This is a genomic window from Ruegeria sp. HKCCD7181 (genome assembly GCF_057221055.1).
Map to the genome: position 1 here is coordinate 75,622 of NZ_JBWVBC010000011.1, position 16,158 is coordinate 91,779.

Below are 16,158 nucleotides of genomic sequence, written 5' to 3' on the forward strand. Positions count from 1 at the left end.
ACGCCGTGTACCGGAGAAAAAAATACGGCATACAGGATCGCGTCATTGGGAAGTGCGCGCCCTTGAAGGAGAACAAACTAAAGCTTGCTCATTGTGTTTGTGGCGGCAAACGGCACCGATAGAGGCATTCTAGTCAATCAAAGTCCAGAGTTTGCGACACCTTCAATCTCATTGGGCGGGAGAGTTAACGTGACACCACTCTTGTGCTGAATTTCTCGACAAGTTTAGCCCAACTTTTCGCGAGCAGAGTTGAATCCGCGGTTGGCAATCCGCGCAAGACGTCCAGTGCTGCGGGGTACGCCACGCTAAGGTTACTCCTTGCCTTTCCCACAATTGCCTCGGTCGAAAACGGCTTATCTGCGGCGCCAGGTGCGCTAAGGCATTCCCCGGTCAGGCTGCTCCCGTCTGAAAGTGTCACGCAGACGCGGGCAGGTCGATCATTGGGAGGCTGCATTTCCGGTACAAACGATTTCAGAACGACGCGGGCACGCAGAGCGGCCAAGTCGGGATTCAAAAGTGTGTCAGCATGAAACGCTGGCGCGCCAGCGTTTCCAAAGACCGCTGTCGCGGCAACAATATGTTGCATCGAGAATTTTGCTGCCAGCGTCGTTTTTGGCGCCGCATTGTCGAGCTTGAGCCCATGTGCATGAGTTTCAATTTCGATGCGCTGCACGTCCGTCGCCGACAGAGGTCCCGTCGGCTGCAGCGCCGAAAGAATAGCCTCGACCGCAGAGTGTCCGTATTGGCAACACGCGTGCATCTTGTGATATCCGTGGGCCATGGCCCAATCTACCCCGAGCGCATTGTCGAGGGCAGGTGGCGTCGAGGTCGCCCCCAAGATATTGCTGAGCACGAGGTCAAGGCTGTTGGATGTGCCGGAAATGCCGACGCTCGACCAATCGACGGCGCGCAAACCCATTTGGGCGCAAAGACCGGGCCACACGTTTCGGACCAATGCTCCTTCAACGGCATGATTGAAAGGCCCCGGTAAGACCATGGTCGACGCTGTCTGGATGGCCAGTGCCGCGTCCGACCCAGAGAGCCTTCTCAACTTGGCGATTGAGGCGGCGGCACCTATCGTTGCTAAGCCACCGTGGGGATGAAGCCGCAAATGCGGAAAGGAATAGCACATAGCGATCCGGGCGACTGTTTCGTAGCCAACGACCAGTGCCAACAGCATTTCCTGCAACGTCCGGCCCGTCTCTTCTCCCTCCGCCAATATGGCTGGCAGGCAGTAGAGAGCAGCATGGCAGACAACAGGGCGGAACCCGCCGTCCAGTTCACACCAATCCGCCGCGGCGCCATTGCCGAGCGCTGCACTATATCGATCTAGCCGGTCGCCCGATCCGTCGAAAACACTGGACATTCCGGTGCCGGCACTTCCCGCCAACTGTTGGCGCAAGGCGATTAGCTCTGGCTCATTTCGCGCGGCGACCATTGCGGCAAAGTCATCCAGGAAGATCAGCCCTGCGCGACGCTGGATCTCTGTAGGCACTTTTGTCCAGGTAAGCGCCGAAGTGAATTCGGTTAATCTTTCGAGCGCATCAGCGGTTTGCTCCGGTAGAACGTTCATGGCAGTGCTCCGCCTCAGGCTGCCATTGATGGCAGAAAGGTCACGATTTCGGGGAATAGGATCAACAGGATCAGGATCAACACTTCCATGAAGATGAACGGCGTCACCCCTCGAAACACGTCGCCCAATTGCAGTGGCACGGGTGAGGCTGATCGTACGACGTAGACATTGAGACCAACCGGTGGCGTAATCAGTGAGATCTCCGCCATCTTCACCGCGATGACCCCCAGCCAAATGGGGTCGTAGCCGACCTCGGTCATTACCGGGAACATGACTGGCAAGGTCATGATCATGATCGCAATCGGCTCAATAAACATGCCGAGGACGAGGAAGAGCAGCGCAAAAGCCAGAAGGTAGGCAAATGGGGGAAGCTCGTAGGCCAGTACGATCTCTGAAATAGAGGTCACCAGGCCGGTGTAGGTAAGAAAGCGCGCAAAGAGCATACCGCCGATGATCACCGTGAAGATGGTCGAAGAGGTGACTACGGCGTCGCGAAAGGTTTCCGCCAGCACTGGCCCTTGGCTCCGGCGTTTCAGGAAAACGATCAGGAAGGCCCCGAATGCACCGACAGCGCCGGCATAGGTCGGCACAAAGTAGCCACCGTAGATGCCGCCGATGACCAGCGTGAAGAGAGCGACGATGCCCCAAACGTTCTTGAGCGATCCCAGCTTTTCGGACATCGGAATCGGGGTGGTCGGCATAGGCGCGATTTCGGGTTTGCGCTTTACCATTACGTATATGCCAGCGAGGAAGACCAGAGCTGTCAGAACGCCAGGTACGAGTCCTGCGACCAGCAGCCGGCCGACCGATTGTTCGGTGATCAGCGCGTAGATGACCATCAAAACGCTTGGCGGGATCATTGCAGCCAGCGTGCCAGAAGCGGCGATGGCCCCTGCGCTGAGTTTCTTGTCATAACCCAAGGCGGTCATTTCCGGCATCGCCATGCGAGTGAAAACAGCCGCGTTCACGATGGTTGAGCCGGAGGCCGCGCCAAAAGCAGCCGAGCCGATGGTCGTGGTCATGGCCAGGCCACCGGGCAAGCGCGAGATCCAGTTGTAGGCAGCGCGGTAGAGTTCAGTTGTCAGCCCGGCTTGGGTCGCGAGCGACCCCATCAGAATGAACAGAGGGATTACCGCCAACGTGAAGGAGTTGGTTGTGCTGAATGGAACGGTCGCCAACTGCGCGAGCGACGCGTCAGGCCCGGCGGTCAGATACATCCCCAGAAGACCTCCCAGGCCCAACGACACACCGATATGCGCGCCGAACAGCAGGAGAAAAGCGACGAGGCCGATAACAAGGAGAGCGGCTGAGGCTGGATCAAGCAAAGTTTGCTTCCTTTTAACTATAGGAGCAGGGAAGAACTCGTCGGTTCAGCCGAGCTCGAATTCCTTCTCGACACCAAATCTGACGATATTCCGGATCAGATCGAGGACGAGTTGCAGGATCATAATCGCGGTGCCGCCGACGAGGGCAAAGCGGGCGGGCCAAAGCGGCATCCGCACAAGGCCGGATGTTTTTTCCGAGATGGCATAGCTGAACATGGCTTCGTCGTAACTTTGCCAGAGCAGCAGACTAAAAAAGAGAATTCCGGCCAGTGAGGCCACCACGTCCATGACAGACCGCAGCCGAGGTCCGGCTTTCAGGTACGCCAGTTCAACTCGTAGGTGCCGGTGGCGAATCTGGCCAAGGGCCAGACCGCCAAAGACGATCAACACCATCGTGCTTTCTGTGACCTCAAGGGCGCCGGGCAACGGATGGTTGAACAAAGTGCCAACAACATCCCCAACCCCGAAAAACATGGAGATTAGAAGCCCTAATGCGCCGAGGAGAACTGCGAAGAACGCAAGTTTCTCCAAGGCATTTTGTACTTTGTCTAGCATCGGACTCCTCCATTGATGGACGAGGGCGTTTGGGCAGCCCCCGTTACAATCTATGCTCGTCGACTATTCTGCGGCGGTCTGCGCGCGCCAAGCCTCTGCAGCGGCTGCGGCTGCTTCACCGTGACCTCGGCCTTCCAGTTCTTGGACCCATGCCTCAAGAATGTCGGGTGCGGCGGCGTGCCACGACTTGATCTGTTCGTTGGTGTACGTGTGAATTGTCACGCCTTCGTCGACCAGCCGTTCAGCGGCTGCAGCTTCGCTCGCGTCGACCCATTCCACGTAGCGTTGCTGCGCTTTGCTCGCTTCCTCCAAGAAGATTTCTTGGATGTCCTGAGGCAGACGCTGCCATGCGCGTTCGCCGATGACGATCATGTGGCCCGAAATGGAAATGCCAGGGCCGCACAGGTTTGGGCCGGGTTCGCTTAGGCGCAGAGCCTCGATGTTGCCGATATTGACGAATGCATAGTCGAGCGTTCCGCGCTCAAGCGCTTCGTATTGATCGCCCGCGCCCACCGATTGCGGAACGGCACCGGCAGCGGCCATTACTTTAGGAATGTCGGAACCGAAGGTTCGAACCTTTTTGCCCCGCAGGCCTTCGACGGTCTTGCATTCATCAGAAGGGCCAGCGAGGTAATACGAACCAATCGGTTGGTGGAACAGTCGACGCACGCGCAGCGGCTTCAACTCATCTTCAAACGCCGGGATGTTGTTATAGGAATACTCCGCCACGGCGATCGCTTCGGCCGGGCTGTCGAAGACGAAGGGCAGCTGCAGAGCCTTGGCGAATAGCAGCTGGTCGGCATAGTAGCCGGGCACGACGGCAGCCAGGTCAATGGCACCGCGACCGGCGAGAGGCAAAAGTTCACCGCCGGAGCCGAGGCCGCCCGAATAGACCACATTGAATTCGACACGGCCTTCACTGCGTTCCTCGACCGCCTGAATGAATTGCTGTTCGACTTCAAGGAAGGGACCGTTTGCGAGGTAGTGACCCCAATTCAGTCGATAGTCGGCGGCTTGGGCGGCCGATCCGAGAGCGATAGCTGAGACGGCGCCGAGCACCAGTGTATTCAGTTTCATGAGTTCATTGGTCCTTGTCTTGAATTGCTTTGGTTGTGCCGCGAACGACGTGTCTAGCCCTTCATCTTATTGCTTTGGGCAAATTGCATTCAAATCTGCAATCTGTCAACAGTTTACTTTCTACAAAAGTGCGATAAAACGTGCTCAATAATCCGATGAGAATGAAAAAACAAGAAAGAGGCCTGTAATTCATGGGGAATTCCGACAACACATTGCAGACCGACATCCTTAAAAAAATTGCGGAACGACAATCCTGCCGCGCATTTGATGGAAGCAGTATAGATGTAGCCGTCTTGCGACAGATCGTTTCGGACGGGACCCAAGCCCCATCCTCCTGTAATCAGCAGCACTGGCATTTTGTAATCGTGACCGATCGCACTCTTCTACAAGAGGCTGCTCGGATTGCGGGAGGCAACCCACATTTCGCCGAATGCGGTGCACTGGTTTACCTGTGTTTCCAGAAAGGCTGGGCGCACCGCAATTACTCGGTGATCCAGTCGGTCGCCGCTGCCGGCTACCACATGATTCTCAGCGCACATCTGCGCGGCTTCGCGACGATCTGGAACGCCGGGATTGGGTCGGATTCTGCATTGCGCGATATGCTTGGTGTGCCGTCACTGTTCGAGATTCAAGGTGCACTGGCGATCGGGCGTGCCCGAACGGACGCACCGCGTCTCAAGGCCCCGCGCCGCGATCCCGACAGCATAATGTCCGTCAACCGGTTTGTCCGTCCGGCTCACACGATCTATCCGGCCAAGCCCGCCGAAGCTTACCCGATGGCGCAGATCGGGAATGACGACAACCCCTTTGCGGAATGGGACCCTACGCGCTGGAGCTGGGCGCAGCTTGCCGATTACCGGGCCTTCGCTGTCTGGGCCAAGTCGCCGCTGGCGGGGGTTTACCGTTCTCAGCGCAACGGTATGGCTTTCGAATGCGACATGGAGATTATGCCCGAGCTGCCCGCCTCGGCCCGGGTAGCCGAACTGATGGGTTGGGGCGGTACGTCGACCGTCGTTCTGCGCAGAGCGATGCCCGAGACTGCTCGGCTGGAAATCGTGGAGTTGTCGCGGCACAATCTCGAATTCATCCGCACCCGCCTCGAAAACGAGGGGCTGGGCGCGCGTCCTTCGGATTATCACCTTTGGGCCGGAGGGCGCCTACCGTTCGAAGATGCTGCTCTCGACGCCGTCTACATGCCACAAGTTCTGGAACAGATGCCGGATCCCGAGACAGTTCTTGATGAAGTCCAGCGCATTTTGAAACCGGGTGGGGCTGTTCTGGCCAGCAGCCGGAATTTGTGCTCTCGATACGGGCGTTTGTGGCAGCAAGAGGAAAGTCGCGGACAGGTGCCACTTCAGGGGCCATTCACGCCGCTGACAGCGCGGCGCCTGGCAGAGATGATCGGGACCCGGTTCAAAGTCGCGGACGCGGTTGGAATCGGTGCGGAGGCGACACATGACACCGAAGTCAGCCGGGGATGGCCGCGGTACCGGCGCCGGATCTACGCGGTGCTGGGACGGAAAAGTTAAATGGTGCAGATGTGAGTGAGGCAGGAACCATGCTCCTGCCTCACAAGTATTTCTGGGCCTGCGCCACACTGGCGCGGTATGTCAGAAGTCCAGCTTGCGGTGCATGTAACAGCCGCTCCCAACGGCATCTTGGACGAGTGTTCCGTCGACAACGACATGCCGACCACGCACGAAGGTGTCCGTAACCACCCCCTTGAGCGACCAGCCCTCGTAGATCGAGTAACCCGCTGAGGAAACAACATCTTCGCGCCGCAACTCGCGTTCCGCGTCCAGGTCTACAAGGACAAAGTCAGCGTCGAGCCCTGGCGCAATACGCCCTTTGCGATGCGATAGCCCCATGAGGCGAGCGGGATTTTCAGACAGCAGTTCCACCACCCGCTCCAACGGCAACCCGCGCTTGTGATAGCCCTCGCTCAACATGACAGGCAGCAGCGTTTCCATCCCGGGGCAACCGGGTGAAGCTTTCCAGATACCTCCATTCTTGCTGCTGATGTCGCGATGCACATGGTCGGTGGCAACCGTGTCGATGTCTCCATCAAAGATCGCCTGCCACAGGCGCTCACAATGTTCGGCGCGGCGCAGCGGAGGGTTGATCTTGCCGACTACCCCACCCTCCCAGTCAGTGTCGTGCGTCAGGTATTGCGGACAGGTTTCAAGGTAAACCGTATCGCCAGATGCCCGCCGGGTTAGCGCGGCCTCCACCGCTTCGACCGACGAGGTATGCACAACGTGGAGCGGCGCACCGGCCTGGTTTACAATATAAGAGGCGCGCTGCACCGCCTCACCCTCAATGAATCCCGGGCGGGAAGCATCCCACGAGTCAAGGCCGCCGGTCCCGTCCGGGTCAGCTTTCATCGTCCGCTCCCGCATAACCCAGGCCACTTCGATATTTTCCGGGTGCGGATTGACCATGCCTCCGTGTTCAGCAGCCGCCTCGGCAAGCCGAAAGAGATAACCGTCATCGATGTCGGGCAGACCGAGCCGTTCGCCTTCGCCGCCACGGTTGTTCATGAATATTTTCAGCGTTGGCGCGCCGTGATCAACGATATAGCTGGGCACCGAGGCGAGTTGGTCTTCGGTCGAGATGATGAAGTGATAACCGAAGTCGATACGCGCCCCGGCCTCGGTAACCTCGATCACGTCTTCGATAATCTTCTCATAGGGATCGCTGCTCAACAGGTAGGGAATCATGCAAGTGACCCCACCAATCGCCGCCGCCGCAGATTCGCGGGCCGCATCTTCCGCCACACGAGGGCGCGAGATGTCCTTTCCGTGGCCGAGATGGAGATGACCATCGATGACGCCGGGCAAAACGACTTTTCCGTCCGCGACCAGTTCCTTGACAGCGCGGGCCTCGGTGCCGGGCTCGAGGATCGCGGTGATCTTTCCGTCCGTCACACCGATGTCGCAACGCGTCCTGCCAGTATCCGGTAAGACCGCTTCACCGCCTCTGATGATAAGATCATAGGACATAAGATATCTCCATGTTACTAGCGGCAGCGCGCAGACTCCGCGTCACCGGCTCGAGGGTCGGCAGGCGAGTGAGGTTACAAAGAGGCGCTACGAGGCTCGTCGCGCCGGTCGTACCCCCCATTCGCTTAACATTGTTTTCGAATTTCTGATGGATCGCTGCTTCGGATGGTGGGCGCGTATAATTACCGAACACATCATCGATACTATGGCTGTGTTTTTCGCCATTTTTCAGGTGCAGGCATAACCGGGCGTCAAATTTGACTGGAAAAGCGCTGTCTTCCAGAATCTCCCAAGTGCTCCGTGCGGCCAGATCATGCACTCCGTCGGCCACCGGACGGTCGAATTGATCAAGGCCGACCGCGCCTTCAACCATCTGCATCGCGGTCACGACTGGTAGACTCCAACGCGCCTGATGCCCCTCTGCGCGGATCTTGGCTTCCCAAGGATCACATATGATGGCCGCAGCTCCTTGTGGCACAAAAAAGCACATCTCTTCGATGTCTGCCGGGGCAATTCCGTCGGACAGGATTTGCGCAGCCTCAACAAACGGATGGATGTAGTGACAGCAAGGCAGGAACTTGTAAGCCGCATCCAACAGGTGCCACTTGGAGCCGAGATCGTCGAGGCTTTGCTCGAAACGCCCTGCGGCGGCGCGATCCCCGGCGAAAACACTGAACAGGCCGTAGGGAGCATCGAAAGGACGGTCGGGGCCTGTGATCCCGGCTTCGGCCAACTCGGCGGCCTTGATTCCGGCATGGGCGGCCCAGCCGGGATGCATAGATTTCACATTTGCTCCGTTCGACAGGAAAGCAAAAACGCCCGACGCCTGCGACAGGGCAATGCCGATGGCGTTTCCTGTGCTTTCGCGATCGAGCCCGCGCAGGTCCGCTGATATTGCAGCTGCGCTCAAGGCACCGCCGACGGAGGTGACCTGAAAGCCCCTGCCTTGGAACCCACCTGCAGCGGAAAGTCCGATGCGGATGAGCACCTCGTACCAGATCGCGTAGCTACGGATCATCTTCGAACCTGAGCAATCGGTAGCCTCGGCCATGGCCAGCGCAGTGGCCGCCAGAACCGAACTGCCATGCACGATCGAACCGGTGTGGGTATCATCATACTCGAGCGAATGCATCAGCCCACCGTTGACCAGCGCGGCCTCCGCTGGAACCGTACCACCGTCGAGTCCGAGAACCGTGGACAAGCCATTAGGAGACATGTGTTGTTCGGCATAATGCAGCCAGGGACGCCCGGCCAATGTGGTGGCCGCCGCCGTCCCTACACCGACGATATCCATCAAATGCAAAGCAGCGCAGCTTTCGACCTTAGATGGCAGTTCCGTGATCGACGCCACCTTGTCCAACAATCGCTCAAGCAAAGTCATGCGAGAGCCTTCAGGTCCACGGCTGCGGCAAGCGCGGCCAGCCTTCCCAATGCTACGGCGGTCAATAAGCCGTTGCCTGACGCATATCCTGTGGCCCCGGCGCGCCCGGAGATGCCGGCGGCCGCGCCCCCACCTGCAAATAGACCGGGAACCGGTGTGCCATCATTGCGCAGGACCCGGGCGTCGGCATCAACATGCAGTCCGCCCTGGGTGTGGAATAATGCGGGCACGACCCGGCAAGAATAGAACGGCGCCTGCAATGGGGCGATCCCAAAATTCGTGCGGCCAAAGCTGTCGGAGCCGCCGGCCTTGACGGCCGCCTGATACGCGGCGACCGACGCCTCGGCTCTAGCTCCGTCCAACCCTTGGGCGGCAGCGGCTTCAGCCACGGTGTCACCCTGCTTCAGCCCACCATGTTCATAGAGTTCGGCAAATTCTTCTTCTTGCATGGCGATGTCGAAGATACGCTTGTCAAAAATCGCGTAGGCATATTTTCCCTGTGCCAGTACGTTCTTGGCATAGCCAGAATAGCCAAGGCTTTCGTCCCCGAACCGCTCGCCATTCTCACCCAGCAGAACACCGCCTTTTTCGATCGTCGTCCAGGATAGGATGCTGCCATGTGGATCTGCGACAGCGGCATAGCCCTGATAGGCCGCCATATTGTCAAATTGCGCGTCCAGTTCTTCGCCCCATTCCACGGCCTCGCCATCGGAGCCTGCGGCGCCAAAATACTGGGCTGCCGCAATCTCCGGGCAAAACCGCTCGACAAGCGCCCGATTGTTGCCAAATCCGTTCAAGGCCAGCAGTGTCGCGGCGGCGCGGATCTCCACAGGCTCGCCATCGCCAGTGTCCACGACAGCGCCTCGGACTGCGCCATCCTCAATGATCAATCGCTTGACGCTGTTGCCCACCGCCAGCGGAATATCACGCTCTTCGACCGCGCGAACAAGATCGTTGACCAGGTCGATGCCGCGGCGAGATTTCGGCGCATGCAGGCGCTGTACGGAATGGCCGATGTGCTTGTAAGCAGTGACGAGTTCGATCCGCGCCTTAACAGTGTCGACCAGCCATTCGACGGTTTCCGCCGAAATGTCCGTCATCCGTCGCACAAGCGCCTCGTCGTCGGTTTCGCCGGCTGTGGCGATCAGGTCGCGGAAGTAGGTTTCAGGATCATCCTTCAACCCAGCCTCTTTCTGGAAACGGGTTCCAGCCGCAGGAACGGACCCGGTGCTGAGGGCGGAATTGCCGCCGGGCCGGTCGGTCTTTTCGACAATAGCGGTAGTCAGACCGGCATCTGATGCGGCAATCGCCGCACATAAACCGCAGGCACCTGCTCCGATTACCAAGAAATCCACATCATTGGCCATGGGCTCTCCTTGAAGCTAGAAAATTGAGGCCACGCACGACAAAGCGTGGCCAACTTAGTCAGGCGATATCCGCCAGAACCGAAACCACATCATCTGTCGGCATGACATCGGCGTATTTGGACGCCATGTCGAACAGGTTCACCGCATGCGAGGTCTGCGATCGGTCATAACAGGCATCTTCGGGTACGGTGATATGGAAATTGTAGGCAAAGCCGTCGACTACCGACCCGCGAACGCAGCCGCTGGTGGTGCAGCCTGTCACGATCAGGGAATCAACGTTGAGATCGATCAGGTAGCTGGCGAGCGGAGTGCCGAAGAAGGCGCTTGGATGTTTCTTGGGCAACAGGATGTCGTCTTCAGTTGGCGCAACTTCCGGAACGAATTCGTAGCCTTTTGCCGAAACCCCCATCAGTGCCGGCACCTTCTCGGCCAGGCGCCCGACGTCGAAAGATTGCTTGGGTGCAACGTAGGGGTAAAGGATTGGCCAGTTGTTCTTGCGGAAAACCTTCACCAGGCGCGCAATATTGGCCACCGCATCCCAACCGACTTGCCCACAAGAGGTTGGAAATTCCTTCACGGCTTCGAAGAAGGGTTTGGGCGTTGTGCCGACAGTGCGGTACTGCACATCTATGATCAACAAGGCCGGGCGTTTGCCGAGCCCGGTCGGTGCGCCGAAACCTGCCGCTGCGTAAGCGCGCTTTTCTTCCTCGCTGATGATGCCATCCCACGGGCGCGAAACAGTTTTATTGGTCATTGTATTTCTCCTCTAGAGCGTCCCAACGTGCCTTGGAGACGGTACGTTGACGTTCCTCGAAGGACGCCAAACGGTTGGCGACCGTTTCGAGAGATCCTTCATCTTTCAAGCTGCCCAGTACCTCGCGCGTGGCTTTGAGTGCAGCCTGAAGTGCTGCATTGGCGTAAAGCACGACCCCGAATCCGTGTTTAGCCAACTCTTCGCGCCCGGGATCGGGCGTCTTACCACCGAAAACGATGTTTGCGACCTGCGGGACCGGTAACTCCTTGCCGATCCTGGCAAGCTCGTCGAAACTGCGCGGCGCCTCAACAAACGTCATATCTGCGCCTGCTTCGATATAGGCATTGGCACGCTCAAGCGCGGCGTCCAGTCCTTCGATTGCGCGTGCGTCGGTGCGCGCGATGATCAAGAGATCCTGATCCACGCGGCTGTCCACCGCCGCCTTCACCTTCTGGACCATTTCCGATTGCGGAATGACGGCCTTGCCGTTGAAGTGGCCGCATTTCTTCGGGAAGACTTGGTCCTCGATTTGTATCGCCGAAGCGCCAGCACGCTCCAGCATTCGGACTGTGCGGACCATGTTGACCGCATTGCCAAAGCCGGTGTCCGCATCGACGATGATTGGTACATCGACCGCTTCAGCCATTGCCGAGACCGCTTGTGCGACCTCCGTAATGGTGGTCAGGCCAATATCGGGGGCGCCGAGGTTCATGTTCGCGATTCCAGCGCCTGTAGCGTAGATTGCCTGGAAGCCAAGTTCCTCAGCAACGCGGGCAAACATAGCATTGGCCGCGCCCGGCACTGTAACAGCCTCGCGAGCCTGAATAAGCACCTTCAGCTTTGTCGTATTCTTCATAGTCAAACAAATCTCCGGGGTAAGCGGGTGGGCCCCGCTAATCCTATTTGACATCTTGGCTAACTCATAAACATGACAACTGTCAACAGTTGACGGAAAACAGATTACGATTTACTGTCTCGACAGATCTGCGCGTCAGCCAGTATGTTCTTCAGTGAACTGTAATTGCCGGGTTTCCGCGACAGAGCGATAAAAAGTGACGCTGGCTAGGCAAATGCTCGAAATCGTGTCGATCCAAACAAAGGTAGACGATGGAACAAATAAAAAGCACCTCTTTGGTCTCAGAGGCTTTCGAAAGTGTGGTTGAAGCTATAACCTCAGGCGAATTCGAACCCGGGCAAAAGATATCGGAATCGGAATTGGCTCGTCAGCTTGGGATCAGCCGCGGTCCTTTGAGAGAGGCGCTTCATCGCCTCGAAGGGCGCCTGGTATCCCGTGTACCGCGCATCGGTGTTCGCGTGATTGAATTTGGCGCAGAAGAAATGCGCCAACTGTTCTACTTACGGGAGGCCATGGAAGGCATGGCGGCACGCCTAGCGGCCGTACATATTTCGGATGAACGATTGGTGGAACTGGAGAACCTCCTCAAACTGCACACCTCGAGCGTGGAGGAGTCTGGAAAACGCATCTATCTGCAAAAGACGCCGGACGAGGACTTCCATTTTGCTATCGCGCAAGCATCGACATGTGCAAATATTGAACGTCTGTTGCTGAACGAAGTGTACTACCAACTTCGCATTCACCGCCTGCGATCCTCGACAAGCCCCGGTCGCGCCGATCAGGCATTGAAGGAGCACTACCAGATTTTCGACCGTATCGCGGCGCACGACCCGGATGGAGCCGAGGAAGCGATGCGCGAACATATTCGTGCAGCTCGAGAAAACAGCTTGAAAAGTCTTTAGATAGGCTCTGTAGCAAAAATTAAGTGCACTGGTCGAGTTCGTCTCATGATGAACCTGTGATCTTGTTCCACAATGTTATTAAGGGATTTCCGTCTCACCATCTCGATCGGGATCGGACAGCCAATGCCCGCAAGCATTTTGTTGATGGCCTTGAGGTTCGCGGTGTTGGCCCCGCTCTAGTCGATCACAATCTTCCTCGGCAATCCATTTGCATTTGTCATTGTGCCTTTAATTGCTGGACGCAGATACTTCCTGGTGCACTTGCCTCGAATTTGCGCCCTTAATTCTCGGTTATCGGCAGGCTAGCGGCGGCTTTTTTCAAGCGTTCGGTCAGCACGTCGGAGCAACTCTGCACGGTCCGCATTTACACCGAGTTGTTCGATTGCTTGTTTCGCCGCCACCAGAAAATCGGGTTTAGTTGTGTTGTCGGATTTTCGTGCCGGGAACCAAGCCTTCTGAGTTTTGTGATCATCTTTCGCCAGTGTCGTCGAACTGCATGAAAAGTGAATCAGGTGATCCAATAAATTACGTTGACTAGGGAATGCCATGCCTAACCTTTCTTGTGCGGTAGGATCACGACGCATTGCAATAGATACAGCCGCCAATGGTCTCGCAATCATTAGATGCACCGCTGCGAGCATAAAATACTAATCATGGCGTGTCTTGGAGCAGAGTCCAGCTTGACAAAGCTCTGGCACAAGAACTCGGATGACTTGTAGCGCCAAGTCCAATTGCCGACCAACATGCTGACTTCCGCGCCAATACAGCTGCTCCAACCACGCTGCGCCCATTGAAGCTCGGGCTTCCAACCGTGTGGGAGTTCGAAACTCTTCGCTTGGTGAGGTGCCGAGAGGTAATAGGCTAGAACCGCAGGATTTGCAGATCAAAGACCAAGCGTAGCGCCAATGACGCAGGGAAATTCCAGGCACTTTTTGCGTGCATTTAGGACAGTGTTGAAAGCCTGAACAGGATACAATTTCGACTGGAAGTTCCGCGCGGCGGACGAGCATCATGCCTTGCATGTCACTCGGCGACAGACGGGCAAGGGTGCCGAACCTTTTGATGTTTGCGCCTTGCAGCTCATTATTGACCTTCGTCGGGTGAGTACGATCCGATCGCTGATAGAACGCGTCGCATTCAAAGCTTCACAACAGAACCGTTGACGTGACAACACCCAGCAAGCTGCTCTGACAAGATCTCCGAAAATATGCTAGTGTTGGCTGTGTGCTTTTTTTCCGGGATAGCAGCCGCCGAGCGCCTCGGTCCCGACTTTGAACGAACTTATAGTCATGGAACTCGTTATCGCTATTGGTCTGATCGTCCTGAAGGTCGCCATCCTGATCGCGGCGCTGCTGTTGCTGCCGCTGCCTTTGGTCTGGCTTGAACGCAAGATCGCCGGGCGCATTCAGCAACGCATGGGTCCGATGCGGGTTGGCTGGCATGGAGTGTTGCAGCCTTTGGCGGACGGCATCAAACTTCTGACCAAAGAGGATCATATTCCCGCCGACGCGGATCGGCTGATATTCAAACTCGCCCCGGTTCTGGCGATGATGCCTCCGTTTGTCGTGTTTGTCGCGATACCCTTTGGCGAAAGCGTCTCGGTCCTGGGCCACGAGATCACGCTTTATGTTTCAGACATGAACGTAGCCCTTCTTTTCGTATTCGCGGTGATCGGGATCGAAGTTTACGGGGTCATCTTCGGCGGTTGGGCTTCAAACAGCAAGTACTCCGTTCTGGGCGGGCTGAGGACCTGCGCCCAAATGATCAGCTATGAGATTCCGATGGGATTTGCCGTCATTGGGGTGGTGATGCTGGCGCAGTCCATGAGCCTTGTCGATATTGTGCGCGCGCAGGCCGACATGTGGAACGTGGTGTATCAGCCTGTGGGGTTCTTCGTCTTCTTCGTCGCCGGTTTGGCCGAGGCGCAGCGCATTCCCTTCGATCTTGCCGAGGCCGAAGGCGATCTGGGTGCGGGGTTTCACACCGAATACAGCGGCATCCGGTTCATCTTCTTCATGGTCAGCGAATATGTGGTGATGGTACTGGTCTCGGTCCTGACGGTGATTTTGTTCTTTGGCGGCTGGAACGGTATTTTGATCCCCTTGCCGCCGATCCTCTGGTTCTTTCTGAAAGTGGCCTTTTTCATCTATGTCTTCATGTGGTTCCGCTTCACTTTCCCGCGATACCGCTATGATCAGTTGATGGGGATCGGGTGGAAAGTCTTGCTTCCGCTGTCTCTCGCGAACATAATGATAACCGGGGTTGTTTTCCTGTGAGGGCAACCATGACTGACGTCGAAAACAAACGGCAAGGCTGGATCGGGTGGGCGTTCTTCGCCGACCTTGGCGATGCGCTGATGCTGACGTTCAGCTACATGCTGTCGCGACCGGTGACCCAGCAATATCCCGACAAGGAAAAATGGCTGCCCTATGCGCGCTATCGCGGCCACCATTTCCTCAAGCGCAACGAAGAAGGCGAAATAAACTGCGTCGCCTGTGAACTTTGCGCCAAGATCTGCCCCTGCGACTGCATCACCGTGGTTCCGTACGAGGATGAAAACGGCGCGCGCCACCCCAAGGTGTTCGACATCGACACCGCGCGGTGCTTGTTTTGCGGCCTATGCGAGGACGCGTGCCCGGCGGACGCCATCGCGCTGGGTCAACAATACGAATTCTCCAGCTACGACTCGGCCCTTCTGGTAGTGGACCGGGATACGCTCCTGACGATGCCCGGCAAGGCCGAAACCGGTGGCGGCGTGGTCAACGCCCGGCTGGAAACCACAGACGGTGTACGCGTGCAGACCGCGCAGGACGCGGGATACAACTGGTGGCGGAACATTCGGCGCAAGTGAAGTTGCTAGAGGACGGAGACACGCATGTGGCAACTGGCGGGAACATCGCCAAGGAGGTATGGATGTTCGTTTCTGACGTATTGCAATCGAAGAATTCCGAGGTGATTTCGGTAACCCCGGGCACGACGATGGTCGAGGTGCTCAGACTCTTCAGGGAAAGACGGATTGGCCTGGCCGTCGTGGGCACGACACCGGCGCACGCCCTTGGCACGGTGTCGGAACGCGACTTCTGCAATGCCGTGGCCGAGCGGGGCGCCGAGGTCGCCAGATTGCCGGTGTCGGACATCATGCGGGGCGATATTTCCACCTGTTCCAAGGATGACGTGCTGCCAAAGGTCTCGGCGACAATGATTCAACAGCGGACACGGCACGTTCTGGTGATGGACGGCGAAACGGTCGCCGGGGTGATCAGCATCGGCGACGTGGTCAAGGCGCGTCTGGACGAAGCATTGAGGACGCAGAAGGAACTGCATGAATATATCGCAGGGACCGGATATCACTGACCTGCAACCTGT

Annotated in this window: 15 protein-coding genes and 1 pseudogene; 5 read left to right on the plus strand and 11 right to left on the minus strand. The window is 57.4% G+C overall.

The window, feature by feature from the left end:
- Positions 1–184: 184 nt before the first annotated feature.
- From AC2TCY_RS18925 to AC2TCY_RS18940, 4 genes are all read right to left on the minus strand, one after another.
- On the minus strand, positions 185–1,573 hold the full coding sequence (locus tag AC2TCY_RS18925) for an MmgE/PrpD family protein (protein ID WP_480849768.1): 1,389 nt from the start codon (positions 1,571–1,573) through the stop codon (positions 185–187).
- A gap of 14 nt (positions 1,574–1,587) precedes the next feature.
- Positions 1,588–2,898: a TRAP transporter large permease gene (locus AC2TCY_RS18930; protein WP_480849770.1), complete on the minus strand. Its 1,311-nt coding sequence runs from the start codon at positions 2,896–2,898 to the stop codon at positions 1,588–1,590.
- A 45-nt stretch (positions 2,899–2,943) separates the two neighbouring features.
- On the minus strand, positions 2,944–3,453 hold the full coding sequence (locus AC2TCY_RS18935; RefSeq protein WP_480849771.1) for a TRAP transporter small permease subunit: 510 nt from the start codon (positions 3,451–3,453) through the stop codon (positions 2,944–2,946).
- Positions 3,454–3,516: 63 nt separating this feature from the next.
- Complete coding sequence (locus tag AC2TCY_RS18940) at positions 3,517–4,530, minus strand: TRAP transporter substrate-binding protein (RefSeq protein WP_480849773.1); 1,014 nt, start codon at positions 4,528–4,530, stop codon at positions 3,517–3,519.
- 191 nt (positions 4,531–4,721) lie between these two features.
- On the opposite strand from AC2TCY_RS18940, the gene AC2TCY_RS18945 reads away from it, so the two are divergent.
- Positions 4,722–6,059, plus strand: a complete 1,338-nt coding sequence (locus AC2TCY_RS18945) for a nitroreductase family protein (protein WP_480849775.1) — start codon at positions 4,722–4,724, stop codon at positions 6,057–6,059.
- 81 nt (positions 6,060–6,140) lie between these two features.
- On the opposite strand, the gene AC2TCY_RS18950 is transcribed toward AC2TCY_RS18945, so the two are convergent.
- From AC2TCY_RS18950 to AC2TCY_RS18970, 5 genes are read right to left on the minus strand one after another with little or no spacing between them, the layout of a single operon-like run.
- Positions 6,141–7,532: a dihydroorotase gene (locus AC2TCY_RS18950; protein WP_480849777.1), complete on the minus strand. Its 1,392-nt coding sequence runs from the start codon at positions 7,530–7,532 to the stop codon at positions 6,141–6,143.
- The gene (locus tag AC2TCY_RS18955; RefSeq protein ID WP_480849779.1) at positions 7,522–8,913 is read right to left on the minus strand and encodes an MmgE/PrpD family protein; all 1,392 of its coding nucleotides are present in this window, start codon (positions 8,911–8,913) and stop codon (positions 7,522–7,524) included. The genes AC2TCY_RS18950 and AC2TCY_RS18955 overlap by 11 nt, the downstream gene beginning before the upstream one ends.
- Positions 8,910–10,280, minus strand: a complete 1,371-nt coding sequence (locus AC2TCY_RS18960; RefSeq protein ID WP_480849781.1) for an FAD-dependent oxidoreductase — start codon at positions 10,278–10,280, stop codon at positions 8,910–8,912. Before AC2TCY_RS18960 ends, AC2TCY_RS18955 begins: the two co-directional genes overlap by 4 nt.
- A gap of 58 nt (positions 10,281–10,338) precedes the next feature.
- Complete coding sequence (locus AC2TCY_RS18965) at positions 10,339–11,034, minus strand: isochorismatase family protein (protein ID WP_480849782.1); 696 nt, start codon at positions 11,032–11,034, stop codon at positions 10,339–10,341.
- Positions 11,024–11,890 carry an isocitrate lyase/PEP mutase family protein gene (locus tag AC2TCY_RS18970; RefSeq protein WP_480849784.1) on the minus strand — a complete coding sequence of 289 codons (867 nt, stop codon included), beginning with the start codon at positions 11,888–11,890 and terminating at the stop codon, positions 11,024–11,026. Before AC2TCY_RS18970 ends, AC2TCY_RS18965 begins: the two co-directional genes overlap by 11 nt.
- A 251-nt stretch (positions 11,891–12,141) precedes the next feature.
- Here AC2TCY_RS18970 and AC2TCY_RS18975 point away from each other — a divergent pair, with 251 nt between their 5' ends.
- On the plus strand, positions 12,142–12,792 hold the full coding sequence (locus AC2TCY_RS18975) for a GntR family transcriptional regulator (RefSeq protein WP_480849786.1): 651 nt from the start codon (positions 12,142–12,144) through the stop codon (positions 12,790–12,792).
- Positions 12,793–12,818: 26 nt separating this feature from the next.
- On the opposite strand, the pseudogene AC2TCY_RS18980 reads toward AC2TCY_RS18975, so the two are convergent.
- Positions 12,819–13,001: pseudogene (locus tag AC2TCY_RS18980) on the minus strand (IS6 family transposase); the annotation flags it as partial.
- A gap of 93 nt (positions 13,002–13,094) precedes the next feature.
- Positions 13,095–13,412, minus strand: a complete 318-nt coding sequence (locus AC2TCY_RS18985; RefSeq protein WP_480849788.1) for a hypothetical protein — start codon at positions 13,410–13,412, stop codon at positions 13,095–13,097.
- A gap of 669 nt (positions 13,413–14,081) precedes the next feature.
- Between AC2TCY_RS18985 and nuoH the strand changes: the two genes are divergently transcribed.
- The 3 genes from nuoH to AC2TCY_RS19000 all read left to right on the plus strand — a co-directional run bounded on the left by nuoH (position 14,082) and on the right by AC2TCY_RS19000 (position 16,146).
- Positions 14,082–15,068 carry an NADH-quinone oxidoreductase subunit NuoH gene (gene nuoH / locus AC2TCY_RS18990; protein WP_480849790.1) on the plus strand — a complete coding sequence of 329 codons (987 nt, stop codon included), beginning with the start codon at positions 14,082–14,084 and terminating at the stop codon, positions 15,066–15,068.
- Between the two features lie 8 nt (positions 15,069–15,076).
- Positions 15,077–15,643 carry an NADH-quinone oxidoreductase subunit I gene (locus AC2TCY_RS18995; protein ID WP_480849792.1) on the plus strand — a complete coding sequence of 189 codons (567 nt, stop codon included), beginning with the start codon at positions 15,077–15,079 and terminating at the stop codon, positions 15,641–15,643.
- A 62-nt stretch (positions 15,644–15,705) separates the two neighbouring features.
- On the plus strand, positions 15,706–16,146 hold the full coding sequence (locus tag AC2TCY_RS19000) for a CBS domain-containing protein (RefSeq protein ID WP_480849794.1): 441 nt from the start codon (positions 15,706–15,708) through the stop codon (positions 16,144–16,146).
- Positions 16,147–16,158 lie beyond the last annotated feature (12 nt).

Excerpts from the sequence above, each read along its gene's own strand:
- AC2TCY_RS18975 (WP_480849786.1), top strand. The coding sequence starts at position 12,142 with ATGGAACAAATAAAAAGCACCTCTTTGGTCTCAGAGGCTTTCGAAAGT.
- nuoH (WP_480849790.1), top strand. The coding sequence starts at position 14,082 with ATGGAACTCGTTATCGCTATTGGTCTGATCGTCCTGAAGGTCGCCATC.
- AC2TCY_RS18965 (WP_480849782.1), bottom strand. The coding sequence starts at position 11,034 with ATGACCAATAAAACTGTTTCGCGCCCGTGGGATGGCATCATCAGCGAG.
- AC2TCY_RS18945 (WP_480849775.1), top strand. The coding sequence starts at position 4,722 with ATGGGGAATTCCGACAACACATTGCAGACCGACATCCTTAAAAAAATT.
- AC2TCY_RS18950 (WP_480849777.1), bottom strand. The coding sequence starts at position 7,532 with ATGTCCTATGATCTTATCATCAGAGGCGGTGAAGCGGTCTTACCGGAT.
- AC2TCY_RS18970 (WP_480849784.1), bottom strand. The coding sequence starts at position 11,890 with ATGAAGAATACGACAAAGCTGAAGGTGCTTATTCAGGCTCGCGAGGCT.
- AC2TCY_RS19000 (WP_480849794.1), top strand. The coding sequence starts at position 15,706 with ATGTTCGTTTCTGACGTATTGCAATCGAAGAATTCCGAGGTGATTTCG.
- AC2TCY_RS18960 (WP_480849781.1), bottom strand. The coding sequence starts at position 10,280 with ATGGCCAATGATGTGGATTTCTTGGTAATCGGAGCAGGTGCCTGCGGT.
- AC2TCY_RS18925 (WP_480849768.1), bottom strand. The coding sequence starts at position 1,573 with ATGAACGTTCTACCGGAGCAAACCGCTGATGCGCTCGAAAGATTAACC.
- AC2TCY_RS18985 (WP_480849788.1), bottom strand. The coding sequence starts at position 13,412 with ATGATTGCGAGACCATTGGCGGCTGTATCTATTGCAATGCGTCGTGAT.
- AC2TCY_RS18935 (WP_480849771.1), bottom strand. The coding sequence starts at position 3,453 with ATGCTAGACAAAGTACAAAATGCCTTGGAGAAACTTGCGTTCTTCGCA.
- AC2TCY_RS18995 (WP_480849792.1), top strand. The coding sequence starts at position 15,077 with ATGACTGACGTCGAAAACAAACGGCAAGGCTGGATCGGGTGGGCGTTC.
- AC2TCY_RS18955 (WP_480849779.1), bottom strand. The coding sequence starts at position 8,913 with ATGACTTTGCTTGAGCGATTGTTGGACAAGGTGGCGTCGATCACGGAA.
- AC2TCY_RS18940 (WP_480849773.1), bottom strand. The coding sequence starts at position 4,530 with ATGAAACTGAATACACTGGTGCTCGGCGCCGTCTCAGCTATCGCTCTC.